Raw genomic sequence first — 17,136 nt, forward strand, 5'->3', positions numbered from 1 at the left:
GGTGCCGTCTCTATCCCGGGAGCCACGGTGACCTATCCGCGCCTTCACAGCCAGCTTGGCGGATCGTGTAAGGGAATCTCACCCTCTGCTCCTTTTCCGCCCGGCTACAACCCACTAGGGCGGTTCGTTCTTTACGAGACCTCAATGACGATTCACTTACGTTCACCCGTCCGAACTTCCACCGGACCCGTACCGTCGCAGTGGACGCTTCGGCCTTCGGTCACGAACTCAGGCTTCACACGAAAGGATTACTCCCGACGCATGCTGAGCGGTGGACGGTCCGTTGGTCACAGGACCGGCCCGCCCTTATCTCCTTCCGGGCAGGCCCTTGATTGTGCGACTTCTAGCCGCACTGGCTGAAGAACATGACCCCCTCCCAGTTCTTGCCGTCCTCTCCGCAACCGAAGAGGCAACGCACCTGCCAGTGCGTGTCACTACCCGGGTAGGGCGCAAGTGGTTCCCATCCCAGCTCATAGATTCGCGACAGCGCTTTTCTGGCAGCGTCAATGTTGCGCTTGCTCGCCCCCGTCTTCAGCACGGGGTCAAGGTCCGGAGTTTCCGGGGTCTCTTCAGTCATTTCACGCCTCCACAATACTCATGGCGAAACGGTCCCAACGGTGCCTGTTTCCGCTGACGTCACGGATGATTACGACATCGGGCGCTGCGGGAAACCCCACGGTTTCCACGCGCCCCCTGCATCCCTCGTAGCGGGAACCGAATGCGGTACCCCATACAGCTCCGAAGTTCCGGATCTCTCCAGAATCGCGGAGCATTTCCAGTTCCCTACGTTCCACAGGTAGAGCCTTTCGATAGGTGCCGGGCAAAGGACACGGAGACGACATCCCTATGTCTCCGCGCCCCAAGCTCACCGCCTAGCGGTTAACGTTGCGGCTTGTACTCCGACACCTTGAGTCCGTCGATGACTGCCAGCCCAACCTTGCCCACAAAGCGCGATTGCGGGTCATCCCCTGTTGCCGCACCGGTACTCATGAGGAACTCAGTGGAAATAGCGTTCCAGGAGTCCCCCTTCCGTCGCGCAAGGAACGCTTGCGGAGCGATAACCTTGACAGCGGTTTCGCGAAGCTCGAATGCGGCCTCGAAGGAAAGGGCACCTGATGCTTCGTACTTTTCAGTCACGATGCGAGCATGCCTGCGCGCCGTGCTGAGATCGAATACCGCTGTTGCCCCGCACTCGGCGCACGTGATCTCTTCCACGGAAGAGTCAGCGCACGGCTTAGCCTCAATCACGAGCAAGCTACACGCGGTCTTGTGTCCGGACCACGTAGCGTGAATCTCTCCTGGAGTGGTCGCACTCCAACAGGTCTGAAGGTGGTCCAGGTGGCCATACCTGAAATCGCCAGTGTTCAAAGGGAATCCCTTCATCGTGCCTCTTGAGTAGGTCTCTAGAAGCCCGATACCGGGGGCAGGGCGTCACTGACCACAGTCACGTGGCTGCACTTCCCTGCCCCCGATATTGAGTCGCTAGCTACTCGACTTACGCGCCCCAGTGGGCTTCTGCACCATCGCCCTTGCATGCGGCACACTCACATACGTGCACCTGATGCAACTCGTTCGGGTAGAAGACAGCCGTTTCCGCCCAAGGGGTGTTGCCGCTTTCCCAGGTGAACCGAAGTTTCACCATGTCCTCCCCAAACGTCTCAATGACTTGGGCTTCGAAGACGAACGGCGAGCGCACCGACTTGAGACCACTTCTGCTACTAGGTGCGTGGTAAAAAGGCCGAACCAGAACCAGCCGACCGACCAGCGAAGACGGTGTCTGTTCCTTGTGCGTGATCGGCTCCCCGATCGGCCGAGTTTCGCTGTTTCCCCACGCGTCGCGACTTACGTACGTCTGCATTTCCTGTCTCCTTGTCTCCGCCCGTAGGCGGACATGAAAGAGGCACGGAGACCCATCCCTAGACCCCGTGCCCAACGAACCTGATTCCGCGGTGCCGGCGGAGGCAGACCCCTCCCTTGGCTAGTTGTGTATCCTCCCGTCGTCCCCCACGTAGAGCGCGAACTCTCCGCAGGCACGAGAAGCAACGTCGAGAATGGTTGCCGCAGGATCGGACCAGTCCCCATCCCAGAAACCGGCCCCATGCCCGTTCCGGGTCATCCAGAAGTCATGTCCCGCGTCGGACTCGCGCCCCTCGAAAAGCGAGGCAGCGGCGTATCGGAATGACGCGCAGTCATTCAGCATTCGCGCCTTTGTGAGGTCGCTCAGATCATCCAGGGTGGGCGGGGTGTCCCGCGTCCACTCCTCACTGTTGTGCACGTCTGCCAGCGCACTTGAGATGTACTGCTCAGCAAACAGGCTAAGTTCCACTGACACGCCTTTCGTCCCTACTGTCGGACGCAGTAGACAGAGGGGCACACGGAATCATCCCTAATCCGTGTGCCCGTACTGACGACTACGGCTTGACGCAGATGTTTCCTGCCCCGTCCTCCCAGACGTCCGGGTTATCCGGCGTCGGGGCACACAGGGCGGTCTGGAAACCGTCGTTGAATGTTTCGACTGCATCGACCTGCGGCCGTATGGCCATACCGACTGCCAGACCCAGAACACAACCCAGGGTCACGAATCCCGCCAAGGTCTTCACTGATTCCTCTTTCCGTGCTGCAACTTGCCGTACTTGTTGATCCAGTCGATGACCTTGACCTCCCGAGTGCCGGAACTACTCAGGGGCCGCCAGCACGTGAAACACAGAGCCTCACGCCTGCCGCTTTCGAAGAACTCCACGAGTTGCCCGGGGTGGTTACACCCGCACCGGTCACAACGCTTGTATTCCGTCAGCACTGCACCACCCGAAAGCCACCACGGGCCCCCCGCTCAATGAGCTTGGACGGATAATCGAAGGGGCACCCCGCATCCTTGAAATCCTGGGCATCTGCCCAGTCTTCAGGGGTATAGGGGTAGAGGGACGCGGACGCTTCAGCGGAAGTACCCGCCCCCACGTATTCCTTCAGCGCTTCTTTCGCTTTCCGCCCGTTCTCAGCAGTGATCAGCCCAAACTCACTGCTGAACTCCTCACCCCGGTACATGTAGACAATCCAGCGCGGCCCCGCCTGCTGGCACACCTTGCAGGTGATCTGAATTTCCGCCCCGGACTGCCAGTGCTGAACACCCGACGTAGGGCGGTTGCACATCGTGCGGTTGTCTGAGCGGTCATAGCGAAACTCGCCACGAATGGCGTGCAGAGTCTGACTATCCCCCACTGTTGCAACCATCTGAGCTGTCTTAGGCACGCTGGTCCCCCCGGTATATGTCGCCCTCCACATAGGTGATGGCAGAGCCGTCCGGGGCACGCATGGCGAAGTAGTAATCCGCCTCCACCCAAATGGTGGTCCATCCAGCGGTGTGCAGTGCGCCCCACACGCTTTCGTCCCCGCCCGATCCGGCGAAGAACGCGTCTCCGACGCAGTCATCAGCCCTCATGGTTCGGATCACGTCATCGGCGGTACGAGCCGATTCGAGCTCCTTCAACTGGGCTTCGATGAACTTCCAGAATCCGTCAAGCACGCTTACTTCCCTTCCTACTCCACTACGTCTCTCGCAATGGGTGAGAGGGTGCACGGAAAGCCATCCCTAACCGCCGTGCACCCGACTCCCCTACGAAAGGGCTATGCGTCCCACGTCCGGTACTCAGACCGATGGACGTAGATCACTCGGCGGTGTCTGCCGTCCGCGTGAAACTGGTCTATGCGAGTACAGACGACTCCATAGAGCACCTCGTATGTCACTCTCGCTCCTCTCATTTTGGGCAGAGCTGTGCCGTTGCCGGCCGAGCTACCCAACCGGGCTAACTCGAATGTTGTGCCCGTTCACCAGGGCGTATCCCGTGCGGAAGATGTCCACCTTTGCGCGGCGACACATGCCGACATGCGCGATACTCCGAGTGAACCCCTCTACAGAGCGGATCATGTTTCCCCACGACCGCACTTCATAGGTGAAGGGGCCGTCAGAGTCCGTGATGGTGACACTGAAAACCCCGTGGTTCAGGTTCTCTCTCTGGAATGAGAACGTGTTGAGCGGAATCAACCCGCGTTCACGTCGCCCGTTGTTCATAAACTCAGCCGCTACTGCCATGACTACCCCTTAAAGGTGTCTGGTCGGCCCCTCAGGGCCCTTGTAAGTGCCTTACCGACACTCCCCCCGACTCACTCACTCGGAGACGCTTAGAGACGCACGCAGTAGGTCTGTTGAGTATCAGTCAGCTAACCCCTGGCACGCTTGCCACATCAGTTGAGTGTGTGAGCCGTAGGCAATCGCAGTTGTGCACTGTGCATGGACCGTCGATGCACTGTCATTGGCCGTAGGTCCCCGCCAATTCAGGACCTCCTATGCGGACTCAGTGCTAACGGCAGCACTTAGCGAGACACGCACACTCAGAGGAAAGGTGCTTGCGTGATCATTGATCTGAGGCATCACTCTGTTGAGTTCTCAAGGAGCTACGCAGTCAGCCCTAGAAAGGCCCTGTACGCAGAGGGATAGGAAACGGTGCGTCGGTTGCAGCTAAAGCCGCCCTAGGCGCCATCAGGGCCGTTTCCGGGCCCGGTGAGTAAGAGACTCACCCGCACTCATTAGGTGGGGACCGTGCGCTCATCTCGCTTACCTCCTTTCCTGTCCGCCCCGTTCGGTCGGGGCGGTTGGTGACAGGGAGGACACTGCCCTGATTCATCGCAGGAGGCAAGTAACTCTCGAAGGGTGATTCAGGAAGCGCACGCGCGCACATTGGGCACCACTAAACCGCAGGTCAGAAGGGGTGCGCTCGCCGCCGGCAATAGCGGCATTGCGGACATAAAGGCACTATCGCAGGAGGCAACTTCTTTGCATTCCCTTTACCTATGCCTATGACATACCGGTACATAGGGAATGCCTGACCATGCGTCAGAGTCAGTAGCGTTGGGACCAATGGTGCTTACAGAGGGGGCGTTTTCAGCGTCTGACTGGCCGTATTGACGGGTAGTCAGGTAAGCCTGATAGGTGGTCAAATGACAACGAATATCACTTGACGCCGAGTCACCTTACTGGGCAGTAGCTGACGGCCAATTACTTGCTCCTATTGATGCACCAATTAGGTGATGCATCATTATCATTCACAAGCGCACAAGTAATTATTGTTACCGCACCCCATGTGATGCATATATACGGGGGTAATATAACGAGAATGCTGACATGAGGACCGCAGGGGCACCTTCCTGCCATCGTGTACGGGTTTGACATCTTTCACAAAGTCACAAGCCGTGCCCCTCGGGGGCTCTCACGACAGCCGGCACAGGGCGCCGCGGCCTCCTACAGGCCGCCCAGGAGGACCCGAGGGCGTCTAATGTTGCCTCACTTGGGTGCGGTAACAACATTATTGGTGGCCTCGCTCACACTGGCGTCCTGAATGCCCGAATAGGACACGTACGTTATATATGCCGGGGTTTCTATACCCCGGCGCTGAAGACTGTTCTGAGGTACAGGTAAGCCCCACCTGGCCTAAACCGGGGTGGGGCCATACTGGTTCTTGCTCAGCTTGTAGGCAGGGATCGGTAGGCCGCCCAGCTACGGGCGGCATCGAGCATTTCAGTCATCCATGCCTCAGGCTCATTGGCCGTAATCTCTGTCCAAACGCTGACAGTGGCGTCCGCGAAGGCCGCCAAGGCATTTCCGGGTACCTCACGGAATGCAGGCACATCGTTGCCCCATTCTTCAGCTTCCTCCGGAGTATGCCCAGCCTTGATGATCCAGACAATCCACAAAGCCGTGTCGATCCACGCGGCACCCGTAGCTGCCCACGCCCAATCCACGATCCGAACGTTGCCCACCTGGTCCACGAGGACATTCGTCGGGAACCAGTCCGTGTGAAGAAGGGTCTCCCCCTCAAACAGGTCTGCCCTCGTTGTGTGGTGCTGCATCCGATCCGCCATGCTCCGCAGCCCAAGGGCCGGAGCCTTGACCTGTGACAGGCGCTTCAACAGCTCTACAATCCGCGGCAGGTCTGACGACCCGGGAGAGTAGTCAGCGTGGCGTCCAGCAACGTCCTCGAAGGCGTTGAGGTCCCAGCCGGCGCCCTCAAGCCGCCACAACAAGGCGGGGGCAATGCCTTCAACGTAGGGGGCAATCTCGGCCTCTCGCCGCTGAGTCCACAACCGGCGGTGATCAAGGCGGAGGCCCTTTACGAAGGCCGTGCCAGCGTTGCTGTGAATGTGGGCGGCGATCTCGCTGTTGAGTCCGCCCCCGGCATTCTCGTACTTCTTGATGGTCCCAGTCTGCCCAGCGATGAGGGCCAGAACGTCAGCAGGGATCACTTTCAGGCGATCGGTCGTCATAGCCAGACACTCTCAAACGGAGCGGGGCCCCGGCGAGAACTACGCCGGGGCCCCGAGCGGGTGATCTAGGTGTACGGGTTGTCGTCGTTGCAGGCCGGGGCCATCGAGGCCGTGTAGTCCTGGACGTTTTCGATGATCACCAGCTCCTCCACGTCCTTCGGCGGGTCGATCAGCCGCGTGGGCGAGAGTGCGAGGGTAACGGTCATTGAACTCACTCCTTCTATCCGTGTTGGCAGTAGTTCTTCAGTGGAGCCTTCGCCTCCTGCATGAGCTTGGCCATGGGCCTACACACCCGGCACGAGCCGGAGAGCTGGCAGCCAGAGCATCCGCCGGTGCGAAGCATTAGGGAATCGGCAATGCCGCCGAGTTGGGCTAGGGCACCCACCCCGTCGTCCACGAGGCTGATGCTCGGGTCACGACCCACCTTGCAGATCGAAGCTCGCCCGAAGGGGTTGAGGTGGTAGAAGGTGTGCCCTGCGGGACAGCCAGTGAAGGGCTGCCTCTCGCGAAGGTGCGCCGGAGACTGGTTGGCGAGTGGTTCAGCCCCGCCTGTGATGGTGGGTGACATGAGGGCGTACTCACTCCATGGCACTCCAAGGCGGTCCGCCCACGCTCGCATGGCGTCTTGCTCGTGGGCGTTCTCCTTGATGATGACCAAACTGAGTTTGACGTTCAGCCCAGCCTCTACGGCCGCGTCCAGGCCCCTACAGAACTTCTTGTAGGAGTGCCGCGTTTTCGTGGCCTTCTCGTACGTCTCCTGAGTGGCCCCGTACAGGCTGAGGGTGAGCTTTTCCGGAGGCAACTCACAGAAGAGGTCGATCAACTCCGGCTGATGGAGTCGAGACCCATTCGAAAGGATCTCCACCATCATCCCCAACTCGGTCGCAAGCCGGTATGCCTGCTTGAAATGGGGGTCGATCAGCGGTTCACCTCCCGTGAACTGGAACCAGATGACTCCGGAGTCACGGACGGCGTACAGGAGCTTAACTTTGTCGTCCCAATCGAGCCCCTCGAAACGCTTTTCTCCGAGGTAGCACTCAGGACAGTCGTAGTCGCACCCGAGGTTGATTTCGTAGGTAGCCCGACTGTGGCCAGTCCCGCCCGGCTTGCGAATCAGCACGTTGCCGGCCACAGGACGGCCGTTCAGGTCCAACCCCCATGCGCGCTTTACCGCATTGGTCAGCCAGTCCGGCGAAGGCTCCCCGAACGCCGCAGCATGCTCAAGGACCTTGAAGTGTCCCTGCGGGATCTTCACCGCCTTGGTGCTACCTGGACGCAGAAGCATATGCTCGTCCTGATACGGACTTGCGATCAGCGCGTGCATGATCACTTCCTTCAATGGTTTGCAGATCCTCGCCCCGCTGAAGGGACAGGAGTCCTCTCGCCCGGACTCGAACCGGGGTCTACCGCACGTGGGGTAACTGCGGCGCTCTTCCTGACTGAGCTACGAAAGGGTGGCCCGCTCCTATTGAAGAGACCGTGACTTGGGGAGAGTTACGCGGTCTGCTATTCAGTAGGAGCGGGAGCCTAGGGGACGTCGCGTCAGGGCTGCAAAGCGGGGTCCAGTGTTTCCCACGTATGTCCACCAGGGTGCCCAAGGAACCCCATACATGGAGTGCTACTGCCACCCGGCGCTATGTCGCTGACAATGCAGTCGAGGTGTACGGCGATGCCGGTTGGCCCAGTATTGCCTTGCCAGCTAAACCACATGGCCAAAGGTGCCTCACGGGTGTCCACCAACATGTCCCAGTGAGGTCCAGCCTCATGTTCGAACATGCACTTGACTCTCCTGGGGGTCCTGATTTCCCTGGCCACGCGCTGGTAATCGTGATCAAGCGTGACGACCAAGCGATTGAGGAGCCCTTGAGTCAAGAGCCCTCTCGCCTCACATACGAGGCGTTGATCCGTCATGCGGACTCCCTCCGGAGGGGCAGGAGGCGAACTACTTGGAAACCGTGATCACCGGTACGCCAACGGATTCCAATTTCTCCACCCCCCTGCTCAGCGGGGTTGGGTCTCATGCCGGCCTCGTGCCAGCCGCCATGCCCATTAGCACGTCCGCAGGTTGCGGACGTATTCACCCAGCCCGTGTACCAGGAGGCGCGTTCCTCACCGCGCCGCACTGCGGCTACCTGATGGGAGTAGAGCTGCACCCACGCCACGCACTTCACGGGCCTTTCGAGCCTCACAGATACAAGGGGGGTGGACACCGATGTTCCTTCTCTCGGGTAGGACGATCTCCAGCATGCGCCGCAGGACGTTGATGCTGATCCCTAGCTGTGCGGAGAGTTCAACGTAGGTCTCCCCGTTGGTCAGTCGTTTTCTCAGCTTGTCCTCGTGGGCGGCCACGTAGTCACGGCTCTCTTTCATCGCCTGTGCGGACTGTTTCATCCGGCTGCCTCACCCGGTGCACCGCAGGCGCCGTTGTGGCCCCGGGGCTGGGCGCAGGTGGCGCAGTAGGGCAGTGTGCGAAGACAGCGCATGCCTGAGTCGTCCCAGCGCAGCCACAAGGCTGAGGGCCCGTATTCGTCGTCGAACGAATCGGCTAGTTGCCCAATATGATCCCCAAAGTGATCTTGGCGAAGAACGCAGACCAATCCGTCTTCCCACGGCAAGGTATCGATAGGACCTCGGACGAATTCGGCGGCCAGGCCCCAAAGGAACTGAGGCAAATCCGTTCCGGCAAGACACCATCCGTCCACGCTGTTCATCGACGGCTGGACAGTCCCATCTTTCGGCCAGTACGCATCAGCAGGAATGAGCGTCAGCTCAGGTCGATCATCAGGGTTGCTGGCTGGCCCGCTAACGTTTCGAGACACCTCAGTCAGGCCTACTGCCGCTTGGAGGAGCACGGGAAGAGCGGCTAGGAGCGCATCACCCTCGCGCTCGCTGTTGCTCCCGTACTGGTTGGCCGCAAGCCGCCTCTGCGCATGATGGCCCTCGAAGCCGGCAGAGACGACGGCCCTGAACTGCGCCCGGCTTAGGGCAGGGCCACTCTGGATTCCAAGCTCGTCGCCACTGCTCACGTCGCCCTCCTGGTCCACTCCCGGCTGACTTCGTCGTGTCGGGCCTTGCGTAGCTGGCTCACCACTGCTCGACGGCGAGGCCCCCCAAGCAGGGGGCGAACCCAAGCGAGTCCCTCCACGTCCACAAGGACGCGACAGACGCGCCCGTTGCGCTCGTCCACAACCGCCTGACCCGTGAATGGCTGGTAGGGAGGCCGGAAGTACCTCACAGGGCTCTGAGCCCTTCAAGCACCCGTTCCACGACCTCGGTTGAGTCGTCGTACCGAGGCAGGACCACAGGTTCGGGCGTCAGTCGATGGAAGGCCCGTGCGTCTATCGCGTCGGCCAGCTCCACCGCTGCGGCGGCCTGGTGGTCAATGCCACGTTGGAAACTCACAGGGGCTCCCTGCCCTTCCAGCTCGGGGCTTCTGGGTACAACCCTGGCCCTCAACTGGCTACCCTGACCAGGTAGATCAGGGTGCGTGCTGAGATCCCGCAGAAACAGGGGTGGTGACGTGGGCCGACCACGTAAGGAGCTGGACAGAACAACGCCAGCAGGCTTGCTAGGTGCCAAGGTCAGAGACTTGCAGGACCTACGCGGGCTCACTGTGAAGGAGTTAGCTGCGAAGCTCTTCATCTCAGAAAGTCGCCTGATCAAGATCCAGACGGCCAACGATCCACCGAACAAGGACATGGTGGAACGGCTCACGGCAGTCTTGGACGCTGGCGACTCTCTGACCGAGCTGTATCCCCTGATGAGCCTCGCAAGCTTCAAGGACTACGCTCGACCGTTCCTTGCGAAGCAGGCCAAGGCCAAGACGATAAAGGAGTTCTCCCTACTCATTCCTGGGCTGCTCCAGACACAGGCCTACGCCGCCGCACTCATGAGGCTGGGTGACCCTGAAGGGCAGGAAGAGGAGATCCAGGTAGCCGCTGAGCGTCGGTACGAGCGGCAGGAGGTCTTGGAAGGGCCGGATGCTCCCTGGCTGTGGGTCGTGCTCGACAGGGGAGCAGTCACCAAGGTGATCGGTTCGCGAGCGATCATGCGCGAACAGATGGAGCATCTACTCAAGGTCGTACAGATGCCGAACATTCACGTACAGATCCTTCCGCCGCACTGCCCGACTGTCGGCGGGTCCATTAGCGTGCTCACCTCGCGTACCGGTGAGGTCTCCGCGTACACGGAGGGCTTCGACGTGGGCCGGTACATGCTGGACGCCGAAGACGCAGAGCGGTTTCAGAGGATCTATGATCAGCTCCACGCTGAGGCCCTATCGCCCAGCCAGTCAGAAGAGTTGATCCGGGAAGCACTGGGGACGTACACATGATCACGCAGCCTGCTTGGCGCAAGAGCACGTACAGCGGCCAGAACGACAACTGCGTCGAGGTCGCCACGAACGTTCCCGGAGCTGTCTCCGTCCGGGACACCAAGGACCACAGCCAAGGAGCATTTGAGGCCTCCCCCGGCGCGTGGTCTGCCTTCATCGGCTTTGCCAGGGGCGAACACCTCTGAGTGGTCACGTAGACTCAAAATCGAGGACCCTCCCATCACATCCCTTGGGAGGGTCCTCTTCTGTCTTCACGATCGGAGCTCTGTCTACGGGGTAAGCGCGATCTGTCGGTATCGGTACCCCGTGCTCTCAGCTACTCCCAGTACAGCAGCCAGGTTGGCGCCGGTGAGCTTCTCGCCCTTCGCCTTCAGCGCTTGGGCTGCCGCCCTGATCTCTGCCTCGGAAGCAGCAGCTCTCTTGGCAGTCGGGCGACGAAGCCGAGAGTCTGCGGCAAGAGCTTCCTCCCTCGCCTCGCCGGCAAGCTCTCCGGCCCTGGCCGTCAGATAGTCGTACTCCCTCATGAGGGTCCTTGCGTTGTCCAGGAGGGTCCCAGACGTCTCCTCCATGTAGGAGGAGATCACTCTCTTCATGATCTCCATCTCCTCTGAGGCCGTCAGCTCCTGGGAGGGTGTCTCTGCCATGTGCATCATGTGCGCGATGACGAGAGGGGGCACGGAGCTGACAGCTACCACCAGGACCGCGCTGGTCCCCATGTAGTCCTGCGCCATCAGGTGAGAGATCGACTGAGCGCAGATAGCCAGGAGGAGAGCCACGGCGGCGCCGATGAGAGCTGTCACCTGCCCGGGGAGACCTGCTCTTCTGCGGTAGGCCGCGATGGCGGCAGCAGCGAGAGCGTAGACCGAGACGCAGATAGGCATGGCGTAGGAGTAGGTCTCAGACCATCCGGCAGCCCGAGCCATCGCTATCTCTCCGGGGATAGAGAGGAAGAGGGCAGCCAGGCAGGCCGCTGGGATCGCCACTCTCAGAACAGCCTTCACGTACCAGGGCAGTGCGGTAGACACAGTGATCCTTTCGGAAGAGGGGCCTGCTACTTGCTGAAGGTGGCCCGTACGCGGGCAGCACCGGAGAGCGCCGCCTCTCGGGCAGCAACGTTGACGCGAGGAGCGCTGTCGGCTTGGCAGGGGCGGCACAGTCCGCCGGGGTGGCCCAGGGGGAACTTCACGTGGCAGTCAGGGCAGGAAGCACGCTCGTCCGTGGCGGGAGCTGCCGCCGGCACACGGGGTTCCGGCTTCTCCGGCTTCTGGTTGTTGAGTCGGTAGGTGCAGAGAGCCACCGCGGATTCAAGTGAGGCCGGAAGGCTCTTGGTCAGCTCCCGAATCACCTCCATCTCGTGAAGGCCGTCAGCAAGCCACTCAGCCGCCAGCGGGGCAAGCCGGAGGACTTCCTTCGTGGAGAGCCGAAGCCGGGGCTCAAAGTCCCTGAGACGGCTCAGGCAGGCCGCCGCTCGACCCGTCACCGCGTCAGCGGTGTCGGAGGGCTTGTTGTCGAGAGAGGAAACTTCCCCCTCCTCCTGCTGCTGCTGCTCGCTCTCGCTGCCGTCAGGCTCTGCGGCTGCCTCGGGGAGGAGGTCATTTCCCTTCGGTATTACTCCCTTGGGAGAGCCGCCGACAGCCTGATCACTCGGAAGACCGACCGTCGGCATGTGGTCAGTCGGAGAGTCCGTGACAGAGGTGACCGTGACCCAGCGGCCCGATTCAGGGTCTTGGAGCCGGGCGCGCTTCACGTAGCCAGCGCCGATCAGCTCGTTCATGGCGTTGCCCACAGAGCGGCGTCCGTTGGGCACAGCAGCCGTCACACGCTCGACCGTGGCGCCGTTGGCGTCCGGGAGAGACAGGAGGCGGGTCAGCAGGCCAACAGCTTCCAAGCTGAGGGAGCCGTGACGTGCGATCTCGTTAGGTATCTGGACGTAGGCACGGGTGTGCCTTGTACGCTGGACCTGCATCTAGAGCTAGCTCCTCTAGGTGAGATGTGGGACCCCGGGAGCGCCGCAAACGCTGCCGGGGTTTCTTGCTCCCTGCGAACCTAGCCGCGCAGATCGCAGGAGGCAAGTAACTTGACGTAACTCCCTTGCCCTTGAGCACCATGCGGGACTGCGGGTGAGTACGGCACGGCAGGCCAGGCGGTGTTAGCGGCCCAGCGCCTAAGCTCCTTGAGCCGGGGGCAGTTCCCTCAGTCAGTAGAGTTCGGCCATGAACGCGGACACTGCTGCCGCCCGCAAGGCGGGGCCCACCCGGATCAGTTTCATCTTCCTCGGCTTCATAGCCACATCCCTCGGTGGCGGCTGGGCACTCTGGTCCGGCCCCACCTCCTGGCCCACAGGCTTGATCGCGTTTGTCTTCGTCACTGCCGTCTGGCTGGTCAGCCTGTGCCTTCACGAGTTCTCCCACGAGGGGACAGCGACCCTCATTGAGAACAAAGCCCCAGGCGAGGGGCTCGGAAGAGGGCTAACTCGTCCGTACCTAAGCCCGCTCAAGTACACGCACGCGCTGCTCAGCATCATCCTGCCGGTGCTCTTCGTGATCATGGGCGGCCTGGGCCTGCCCGGCGGCGCGGTGTACATCGAGCGCGGCCGGATCCAGGGCCGCTGGAAGCACAGCCTCATCTCGGCGGCCGGCCCGCTGACCAATGTGGCCTTCGCGGTCGTGTGCACCGCCCCGTTCTGGCTGGACGCCCTGGAGGGGGTGCCACTGGCGTTCCGCTTCGCGCTGGCCTTCCTCGCCCTGCTCCAGGTCTCGGCCGCGATCCTGAACTTCCTGCCGGTGCCGGGGCTGGACGGCTACGGGGTCATCGAGCCCTGGCTGTCTCACCGGGTGCGCCGCGAGGTGGCACCGCTGGCGCCCTTCGGGCTGATCGCCGTGTTCGCGCTGCTGTGGATCCCGGAGGTCAACCAGTTCTTCTTCGGCGTGGTGGACGGCCTGCTGTCCGCGCTGGGCGTGACCGACCTGGAGACGTACTGCGGCTACGACCTGTACCGGTTCTGGCGGGAAGCCGACGGCCTCTGCACCGCCCCCCAGTCCTGATCGGGACGGGTCAGGGCCGGATCAGCCCTCGGTGCGGGCGGTGGCGGCGGCCTTCTCCGCCTTCGCCTTGCGCAGGTAGTACCAGGCCATGTTGGACGTGACCCCCGCCAGCAGCACCCACACGATGCCGAGGAAGCTGCCCTCCACGAAGGAGACCACGGCCGCGGCCACGGCAAGGGCGCAGACGACGACGGCGAACACGGCAAGGCGGGGCATGGGAACAGCTCCTCGGTGACACTGAGCGGGCGAGCCCCTCCAGTGTCCCCCATCCGCCCTCAGCGCCGATGCGAGCCCCGCCGGGCAGGCTCCAGAGGCCACATCCGGCCGAATCTCGGCTTTGTCCGATCTTCGAGCCGGAAGACGGCTACGGTGCGCACGCGCGCGCCGTGTCTGTCGCGCGACAGATCGACAGCCCGGCCCCCTGCTCGGTCCCCGACCCAGGTGTCGGGCGAGTGGGGGGGGGAACACATGCAGGAGATCTCAAAGGGCGCGAACGTCAGCCTGACCGCCCTCGGCGGCGAAGACGCCGGTTCGGTCCTCGTCAGCCTCAGCTGGAGCAGCGCCTCGGGCGCCGGCGATGCCGATGTCTCCGTCCTGCTCCTGGACGAGAACGCGGCGTGGTGGCGCGCCTGGGCGCCGTCGAGGGACGCCCGGGCCGCCGGGGCTGACGGCACGACGGTCCGGCCCGACGGCCCGACGGCCCGACGGTCCCGCCCGGCCCCAGCTGAGCCGGGCCGGGCCTGGGCCGTCGGGCCGGGGGCTCAGACGTCCGTGACGCGCAGGCCCGCGTGGGCCTTGTAGCGGCGGTTCGTCGAGATCAGGTTGGCCACCAGGGATTCGACCTGGTGGGCATTGCGCAGGCGGCCCGCGAAGACTCCGCGCATGCCCGGGATGCGGGCGGCGAGGGCCTGGACGATGTCGGTGTCCGCGCGGACCTCGCCGAGGACCATCACGTCGGTGTCGATCTCCTCGATCGACTCGTCCTGGAGCAGGACCGCCGACAGGTGGTGGAAGGCCGCGGTGACACGGGAGTCCGGCAGCAGGGCCGCGGCCTGCTGCGCCGCACTGCCCTCTTCGACCTGAAGGGCGTACGCGCCCTGCTTGTCGAAGCCGAGCGGGTTGACGCAGTCCACCACGAGCTTGCCCGCCAGGTCCTCGCGCAGCGCTTCGAGGGTCTTGGCGTGACCCTCCCACGGCACCGCGATGATCACGATGTCGCTGCGGCGCGCGCACTCGGCGTTGTCGGCGCCCTCCACCCCGAGGCCCAGCTCCTCCGCGGCGGTCCGCGCGCGGTCGGCGGCGCGGGAGCCGATGATCACCTTCTGGCCGGCCCGGGCAAGCCGGTAGGCGAGACCCCGGCCCTGGTCGCCGGTGCCGCCGAGGACGCCGACGACGAGGCCGGAGACATCCGGCAGGTCCCACGGGTCCTTGGCCGGCGGCTTCTGCGTCTGCGTGCTGTCTGTGGAAGTCATGGGGGCGAGCGTACTGCCGAGTACGTGCCATTCGAATGGATGGGCCGGATGGATGAGGGCCGGGCAACCGCTCCTGTGGGCCCTTTCCATCGGGCAGGATGCCGTTCATGGATGCCGTGAGAGTCGCACTGCTCCGCGAGGTGCTCGCCGGTACGCAGTGGCCGGCCGCCGCCCGTCGCTTCGCCGGCTCGCTGCGCCGCTCCGTCGTGCCGGCCGGCGGGAATCTGCTGCTGGTGGGGACCGAGCAGTACGAGCCCTGGCATCTGGCGGCGCACCTGGTGGACGAGGCCGCCTGGTCGGGCCTGCCGGAGCTGGCCCCCACGCTCGTACGCCACCACGTGCGGGCCGGGGAGCCGCCGCACCTCTCGGTGGGGCTGAGCAGGCTGGAGGCGGTCCGGCGCGGGCACACCCTGCTGGTGGTGGCCCCGGAGCGGCCCGGCGCGGGGCTGCTGGAGCGGGTCCACGACGCCCGGCGCGCGGGGGCGACCGTACTGGCCCTGGACGGTGGGGACCCGGATCTGGGCACGCTCGCCCACGAGGCGCTTTCGGTGCCGGGGCCGGGATCGCGATCGGGATCGGGATCGGGATCGGTGCCGGACAGCGGCGCCGAACTGGACCTGGACACCATGCAGCACCTGGTCAGCGCGGCGGCCGGGGAGAACAGCCTGCCGGCGCAGCGCGGGCCGCGCAGGTTCCGGGACCGGCTGGCACGGCTGGCCGATCAGCTGACCGCGCCCCCGCCCAGCCGCTGGTAGGACAGGACCGGGAGGAGCCAGGCCGGGCCGGGCCGGGCCGGGGTGGCTAAGGCGTAGTGCCCTCGTCCGTCTCCCGGGACTTGTCGTTCCACTTGGGGTCGTTCTGCCATTCGAGGTTCCGCTCCTCGGCGGTCTCCATGGCGTGGCCCGCCTCCTCGCGGGTGGAGTAGGGGCCGAAGCGGTCCTTGGCCGGGCACTCCGGGCCTTCCTCGACCTTCCTGTGGACCAGGCAGTAGTACCACTCGCCGGGCTTGCCCACCTGACGCTTCTTGAACAGGGCCATCGTCTTCGGGCTCCTCTCGTTACCGCTCTCTGCCGCCATGCTGCCCCATCGCCGCTGGATACACTCGCATGCATGTCTGGCCAGTCGCTGCTCGTACCAGGCGAGCTTTCTCCCGCCCGTTCCGTTCCCGGAAACATCCGTCGGCCCGAGTACGTGGGCAAGCCCGCGCCCACTCCGTACACCGGACCGGAGGTGCAGTCGGCCGAGACCATCGAGGCCATGCGCATCGCCGGCCGGATCGCCGCCCAGGCGATGGAAGAGGCCGCCAAGCTCATCGCCCCGGGGGTGACCACCGACGAGCTGGACCGGGTCGCGCACGAGTACATGTGCGACCACGGCGCCTACCCCTCGACACTGGGCTACCGGGGTTTCCCAAAGTCCCTGTGCTCCTCGGTCAACGAGGTCATCTGTCACGGCATCCCCGACTCGACCGTCCTGCGGGACGGCGACATCGTGAACCTCGACGTGACCGCGTACATCGGCGGAGTGCACGGCGACAACAACGCCACCTACCTGTGCGGTGAGGTGGACGAGGAGTCGCGGCTGCTGGTGGAGCGCACCCGCGAGTCCCTGAACCGGGCCATCAAGGCGGTCAAGCCGGGCCGCCAGATCAACATCATCGGCCGGGTCATCGAGTCGTACGCGAAGCGCTTCGGCTACGGCGTGGTCCGGGACTTCACCGGCCACGGCATCAACTCGTCCTTCCACTCCGGCCTGATCATCCCGCACTACGACAGCCCGCACGCCACCACCACCATCGAGCCCGGTATGACCTTCACGATCGAGCCGATGCTGACGCTGGGCACCCACGAGTACGACATGTGGGGCGACGGCTGGACCGTCGTCACGAAGGACCGCAGGCGCACCGCGCAGTTCGAGCACACGCTGGTGGTGACGGACAGCGGGGCGGAGATCCTCACGCTGCCGTAGGCGC

At 63.5% G+C, this 17,136-nt stretch carries 20 protein-coding genes and 1 pseudogene; 6 read left to right on the forward strand and 15 right to left on the reverse strand.

What is annotated here, in order from left to right:
* Positions 1-343 precede the first annotated feature (343 nt).
* From J7I97_RS16880 to J7I97_RS16925, 10 genes are all read right to left on the reverse strand, one after another.
* Positions 344-577, reverse strand: coding sequence for a hypothetical protein (locus J7I97_RS16880; protein WP_214935662.1), 234 nt, complete (start codon positions 575-577; stop codon positions 344-346).
* A 302-nt stretch (positions 578-879) separates the two neighbouring features.
* Complete coding sequence (locus tag J7I97_RS16885; protein ID WP_214935664.1) at positions 880-1,137, reverse strand: hypothetical protein; 258 nt, start codon at positions 1,135-1,137, stop codon at positions 880-882.
* A 358-nt stretch (positions 1,138-1,495) separates the two neighbouring features.
* A complete protein-coding gene (locus tag J7I97_RS16890; protein ID WP_214935666.1) occupies positions 1,496-1,858 on the reverse strand; it encodes a hypothetical protein in 363 nt (120 codons plus the stop codon).
* 120 nt (positions 1,859-1,978) lie between these two features.
* Positions 1,979-2,326 (reverse strand): hypothetical protein, encoded by a 348-nt coding sequence (locus tag J7I97_RS16895; RefSeq protein WP_214935668.1) that lies wholly within the window; start codon positions 2,324-2,326, stop codon positions 1,979-1,981.
* Between the two features lie 464 nt (positions 2,327-2,790).
* A complete protein-coding gene (locus J7I97_RS16900) occupies positions 2,791-3,228 on the reverse strand; it encodes a hypothetical protein (RefSeq protein WP_214935670.1) in 438 nt (145 codons plus the stop codon).
* Positions 3,229-3,238: 10 nt separating this feature from the next.
* Complete coding sequence (locus J7I97_RS16905) at positions 3,239-3,520, reverse strand: hypothetical protein (RefSeq protein WP_214935672.1); 282 nt, start codon at positions 3,518-3,520, stop codon at positions 3,239-3,241.
* 1,994 nt (positions 3,521-5,514) lie between these two features.
* Positions 5,515-6,315, reverse strand: coding sequence for an aminoglycoside phosphotransferase (locus tag J7I97_RS16910; protein ID WP_251058870.1), 801 nt, complete (start codon positions 6,313-6,315; stop codon positions 5,515-5,517).
* Between the two features lie 65 nt (positions 6,316-6,380).
* Positions 6,381-6,521, reverse strand: a complete 141-nt coding sequence (locus J7I97_RS16915; protein ID WP_214935674.1) for a hypothetical protein — start codon at positions 6,519-6,521, stop codon at positions 6,381-6,383.
* 14 nt (positions 6,522-6,535) lie between these two features.
* A complete protein-coding gene (locus J7I97_RS16920) occupies positions 6,536-7,639 on the reverse strand; it encodes a radical SAM protein (protein WP_214935676.1) in 1,104 nt (367 codons plus the stop codon).
* 1,907 nt (positions 7,640-9,546) lie between these two features.
* Entirely contained in the window at positions 9,547-9,717 is a 171-nt protein-coding gene (locus J7I97_RS16925) for a hypothetical protein (protein WP_214935678.1), read from the reverse strand.
* 118 nt (positions 9,718-9,835) lie between these two features.
* Here J7I97_RS16925 and J7I97_RS16930 point away from each other — a divergent pair, with 118 nt between their 5' ends.
* Both J7I97_RS16930 and J7I97_RS16935 read left to right on the forward strand, forming a co-directional pair.
* Positions 9,836-10,648, forward strand: a complete 813-nt coding sequence (locus J7I97_RS16930) for a Scr1 family TA system antitoxin-like transcriptional regulator (protein ID WP_374195484.1) — start codon at positions 9,836-9,838, stop codon at positions 10,646-10,648.
* Positions 10,645-10,833, forward strand: coding sequence for a DUF397 domain-containing protein (locus J7I97_RS16935; protein WP_214935682.1), 189 nt, complete (start codon positions 10,645-10,647; stop codon positions 10,831-10,833). The genes J7I97_RS16930 and J7I97_RS16935 overlap by 4 nt, the downstream gene beginning before the upstream one ends.
* An 84-nt stretch (positions 10,834-10,917) precedes the next feature.
* Here the strand turns inward: J7I97_RS16935 and J7I97_RS16940 are convergent, their stop codons facing one another.
* Both J7I97_RS16940 and J7I97_RS16945 read right to left on the reverse strand, forming a co-directional pair.
* Positions 10,918-11,673, reverse strand: a complete 756-nt coding sequence (locus tag J7I97_RS16940) for a hypothetical protein (protein WP_214935684.1) — start codon at positions 11,671-11,673, stop codon at positions 10,918-10,920.
* 26 nt (positions 11,674-11,699) lie between these two features.
* Positions 11,700-12,614 carry a hypothetical protein gene (locus J7I97_RS16945; protein ID WP_214935686.1) on the reverse strand — a complete coding sequence of 305 codons (915 nt, stop codon included), beginning with the start codon at positions 12,612-12,614 and terminating at the stop codon, positions 11,700-11,702.
* Between the two features lie 247 nt (positions 12,615-12,861).
* Here J7I97_RS16945 and J7I97_RS16950 point away from each other — a divergent pair, with 247 nt between their 5' ends.
* Positions 12,862-13,692 carry a site-2 protease family protein gene (locus J7I97_RS16950; protein WP_214935688.1) on the forward strand — a complete coding sequence of 277 codons (831 nt, stop codon included), beginning with the start codon at positions 12,862-12,864 and terminating at the stop codon, positions 13,690-13,692.
* A gap of 21 nt (positions 13,693-13,713) precedes the next feature.
* Here J7I97_RS16950 and J7I97_RS16955 read toward each other — a convergent pair whose 3' ends face one another.
* Positions 13,714-13,908: a hypothetical protein gene (locus J7I97_RS16955; protein ID WP_214935690.1), complete on the reverse strand. Its 195-nt coding sequence runs from the start codon at positions 13,906-13,908 to the stop codon at positions 13,714-13,716.
* 252 nt (positions 13,909-14,160) lie between these two features.
* On the opposite strand from J7I97_RS16955, the pseudogene J7I97_RS16960 reads away from it, so the two are divergent.
* Positions 14,161-14,298, forward strand: a pseudogene (locus J7I97_RS16960) (TerD family protein); the annotation flags it as partial.
* Positions 14,299-14,453: 155 nt separating this feature from the next.
* On the opposite strand, the gene npdG reads toward J7I97_RS16960, so the two are convergent.
* Positions 14,454-15,164: an NADPH-dependent F420 reductase gene (gene npdG, locus J7I97_RS16965; RefSeq protein WP_214935692.1), complete on the reverse strand. Its 711-nt coding sequence runs from the start codon at positions 15,162-15,164 to the stop codon at positions 14,454-14,456.
* Between the two features lie 107 nt (positions 15,165-15,271).
* Here npdG and J7I97_RS16970 point away from each other — a divergent pair, with 107 nt between their 5' ends.
* A complete protein-coding gene (locus tag J7I97_RS16970) occupies positions 15,272-15,919 on the forward strand; it encodes a hypothetical protein (protein ID WP_214935694.1) in 648 nt (215 codons plus the stop codon).
* Between the two features lie 46 nt (positions 15,920-15,965).
* Here the strand turns inward: J7I97_RS16970 and J7I97_RS16975 are convergent, their stop codons facing one another.
* Positions 15,966-16,202 carry a hypothetical protein gene (locus tag J7I97_RS16975; protein ID WP_214935696.1) on the reverse strand — a complete coding sequence of 79 codons (237 nt, stop codon included), beginning with the start codon at positions 16,200-16,202 and terminating at the stop codon, positions 15,966-15,968.
* Between the two features lie 72 nt (positions 16,203-16,274).
* On the opposite strand from J7I97_RS16975, the gene map reads away from it, so the two are divergent.
* A complete protein-coding gene (gene map / locus J7I97_RS16980; protein ID WP_214935698.1) occupies positions 16,275-17,132 on the forward strand; it encodes a type I methionyl aminopeptidase in 858 nt (285 codons plus the stop codon).
* The last annotated feature ends 4 nt before the right edge of the window (positions 17,133-17,136 follow it).

Origin of the sequence: Streptomyces sp. ISL-87 (assembly GCF_018614095.1) — a bacterium.
In the GTDB taxonomy this organism is placed as follows: Bacteria; Actinomycetota; Actinomycetes; order Streptomycetales; family Streptomycetaceae; genus Streptomyces.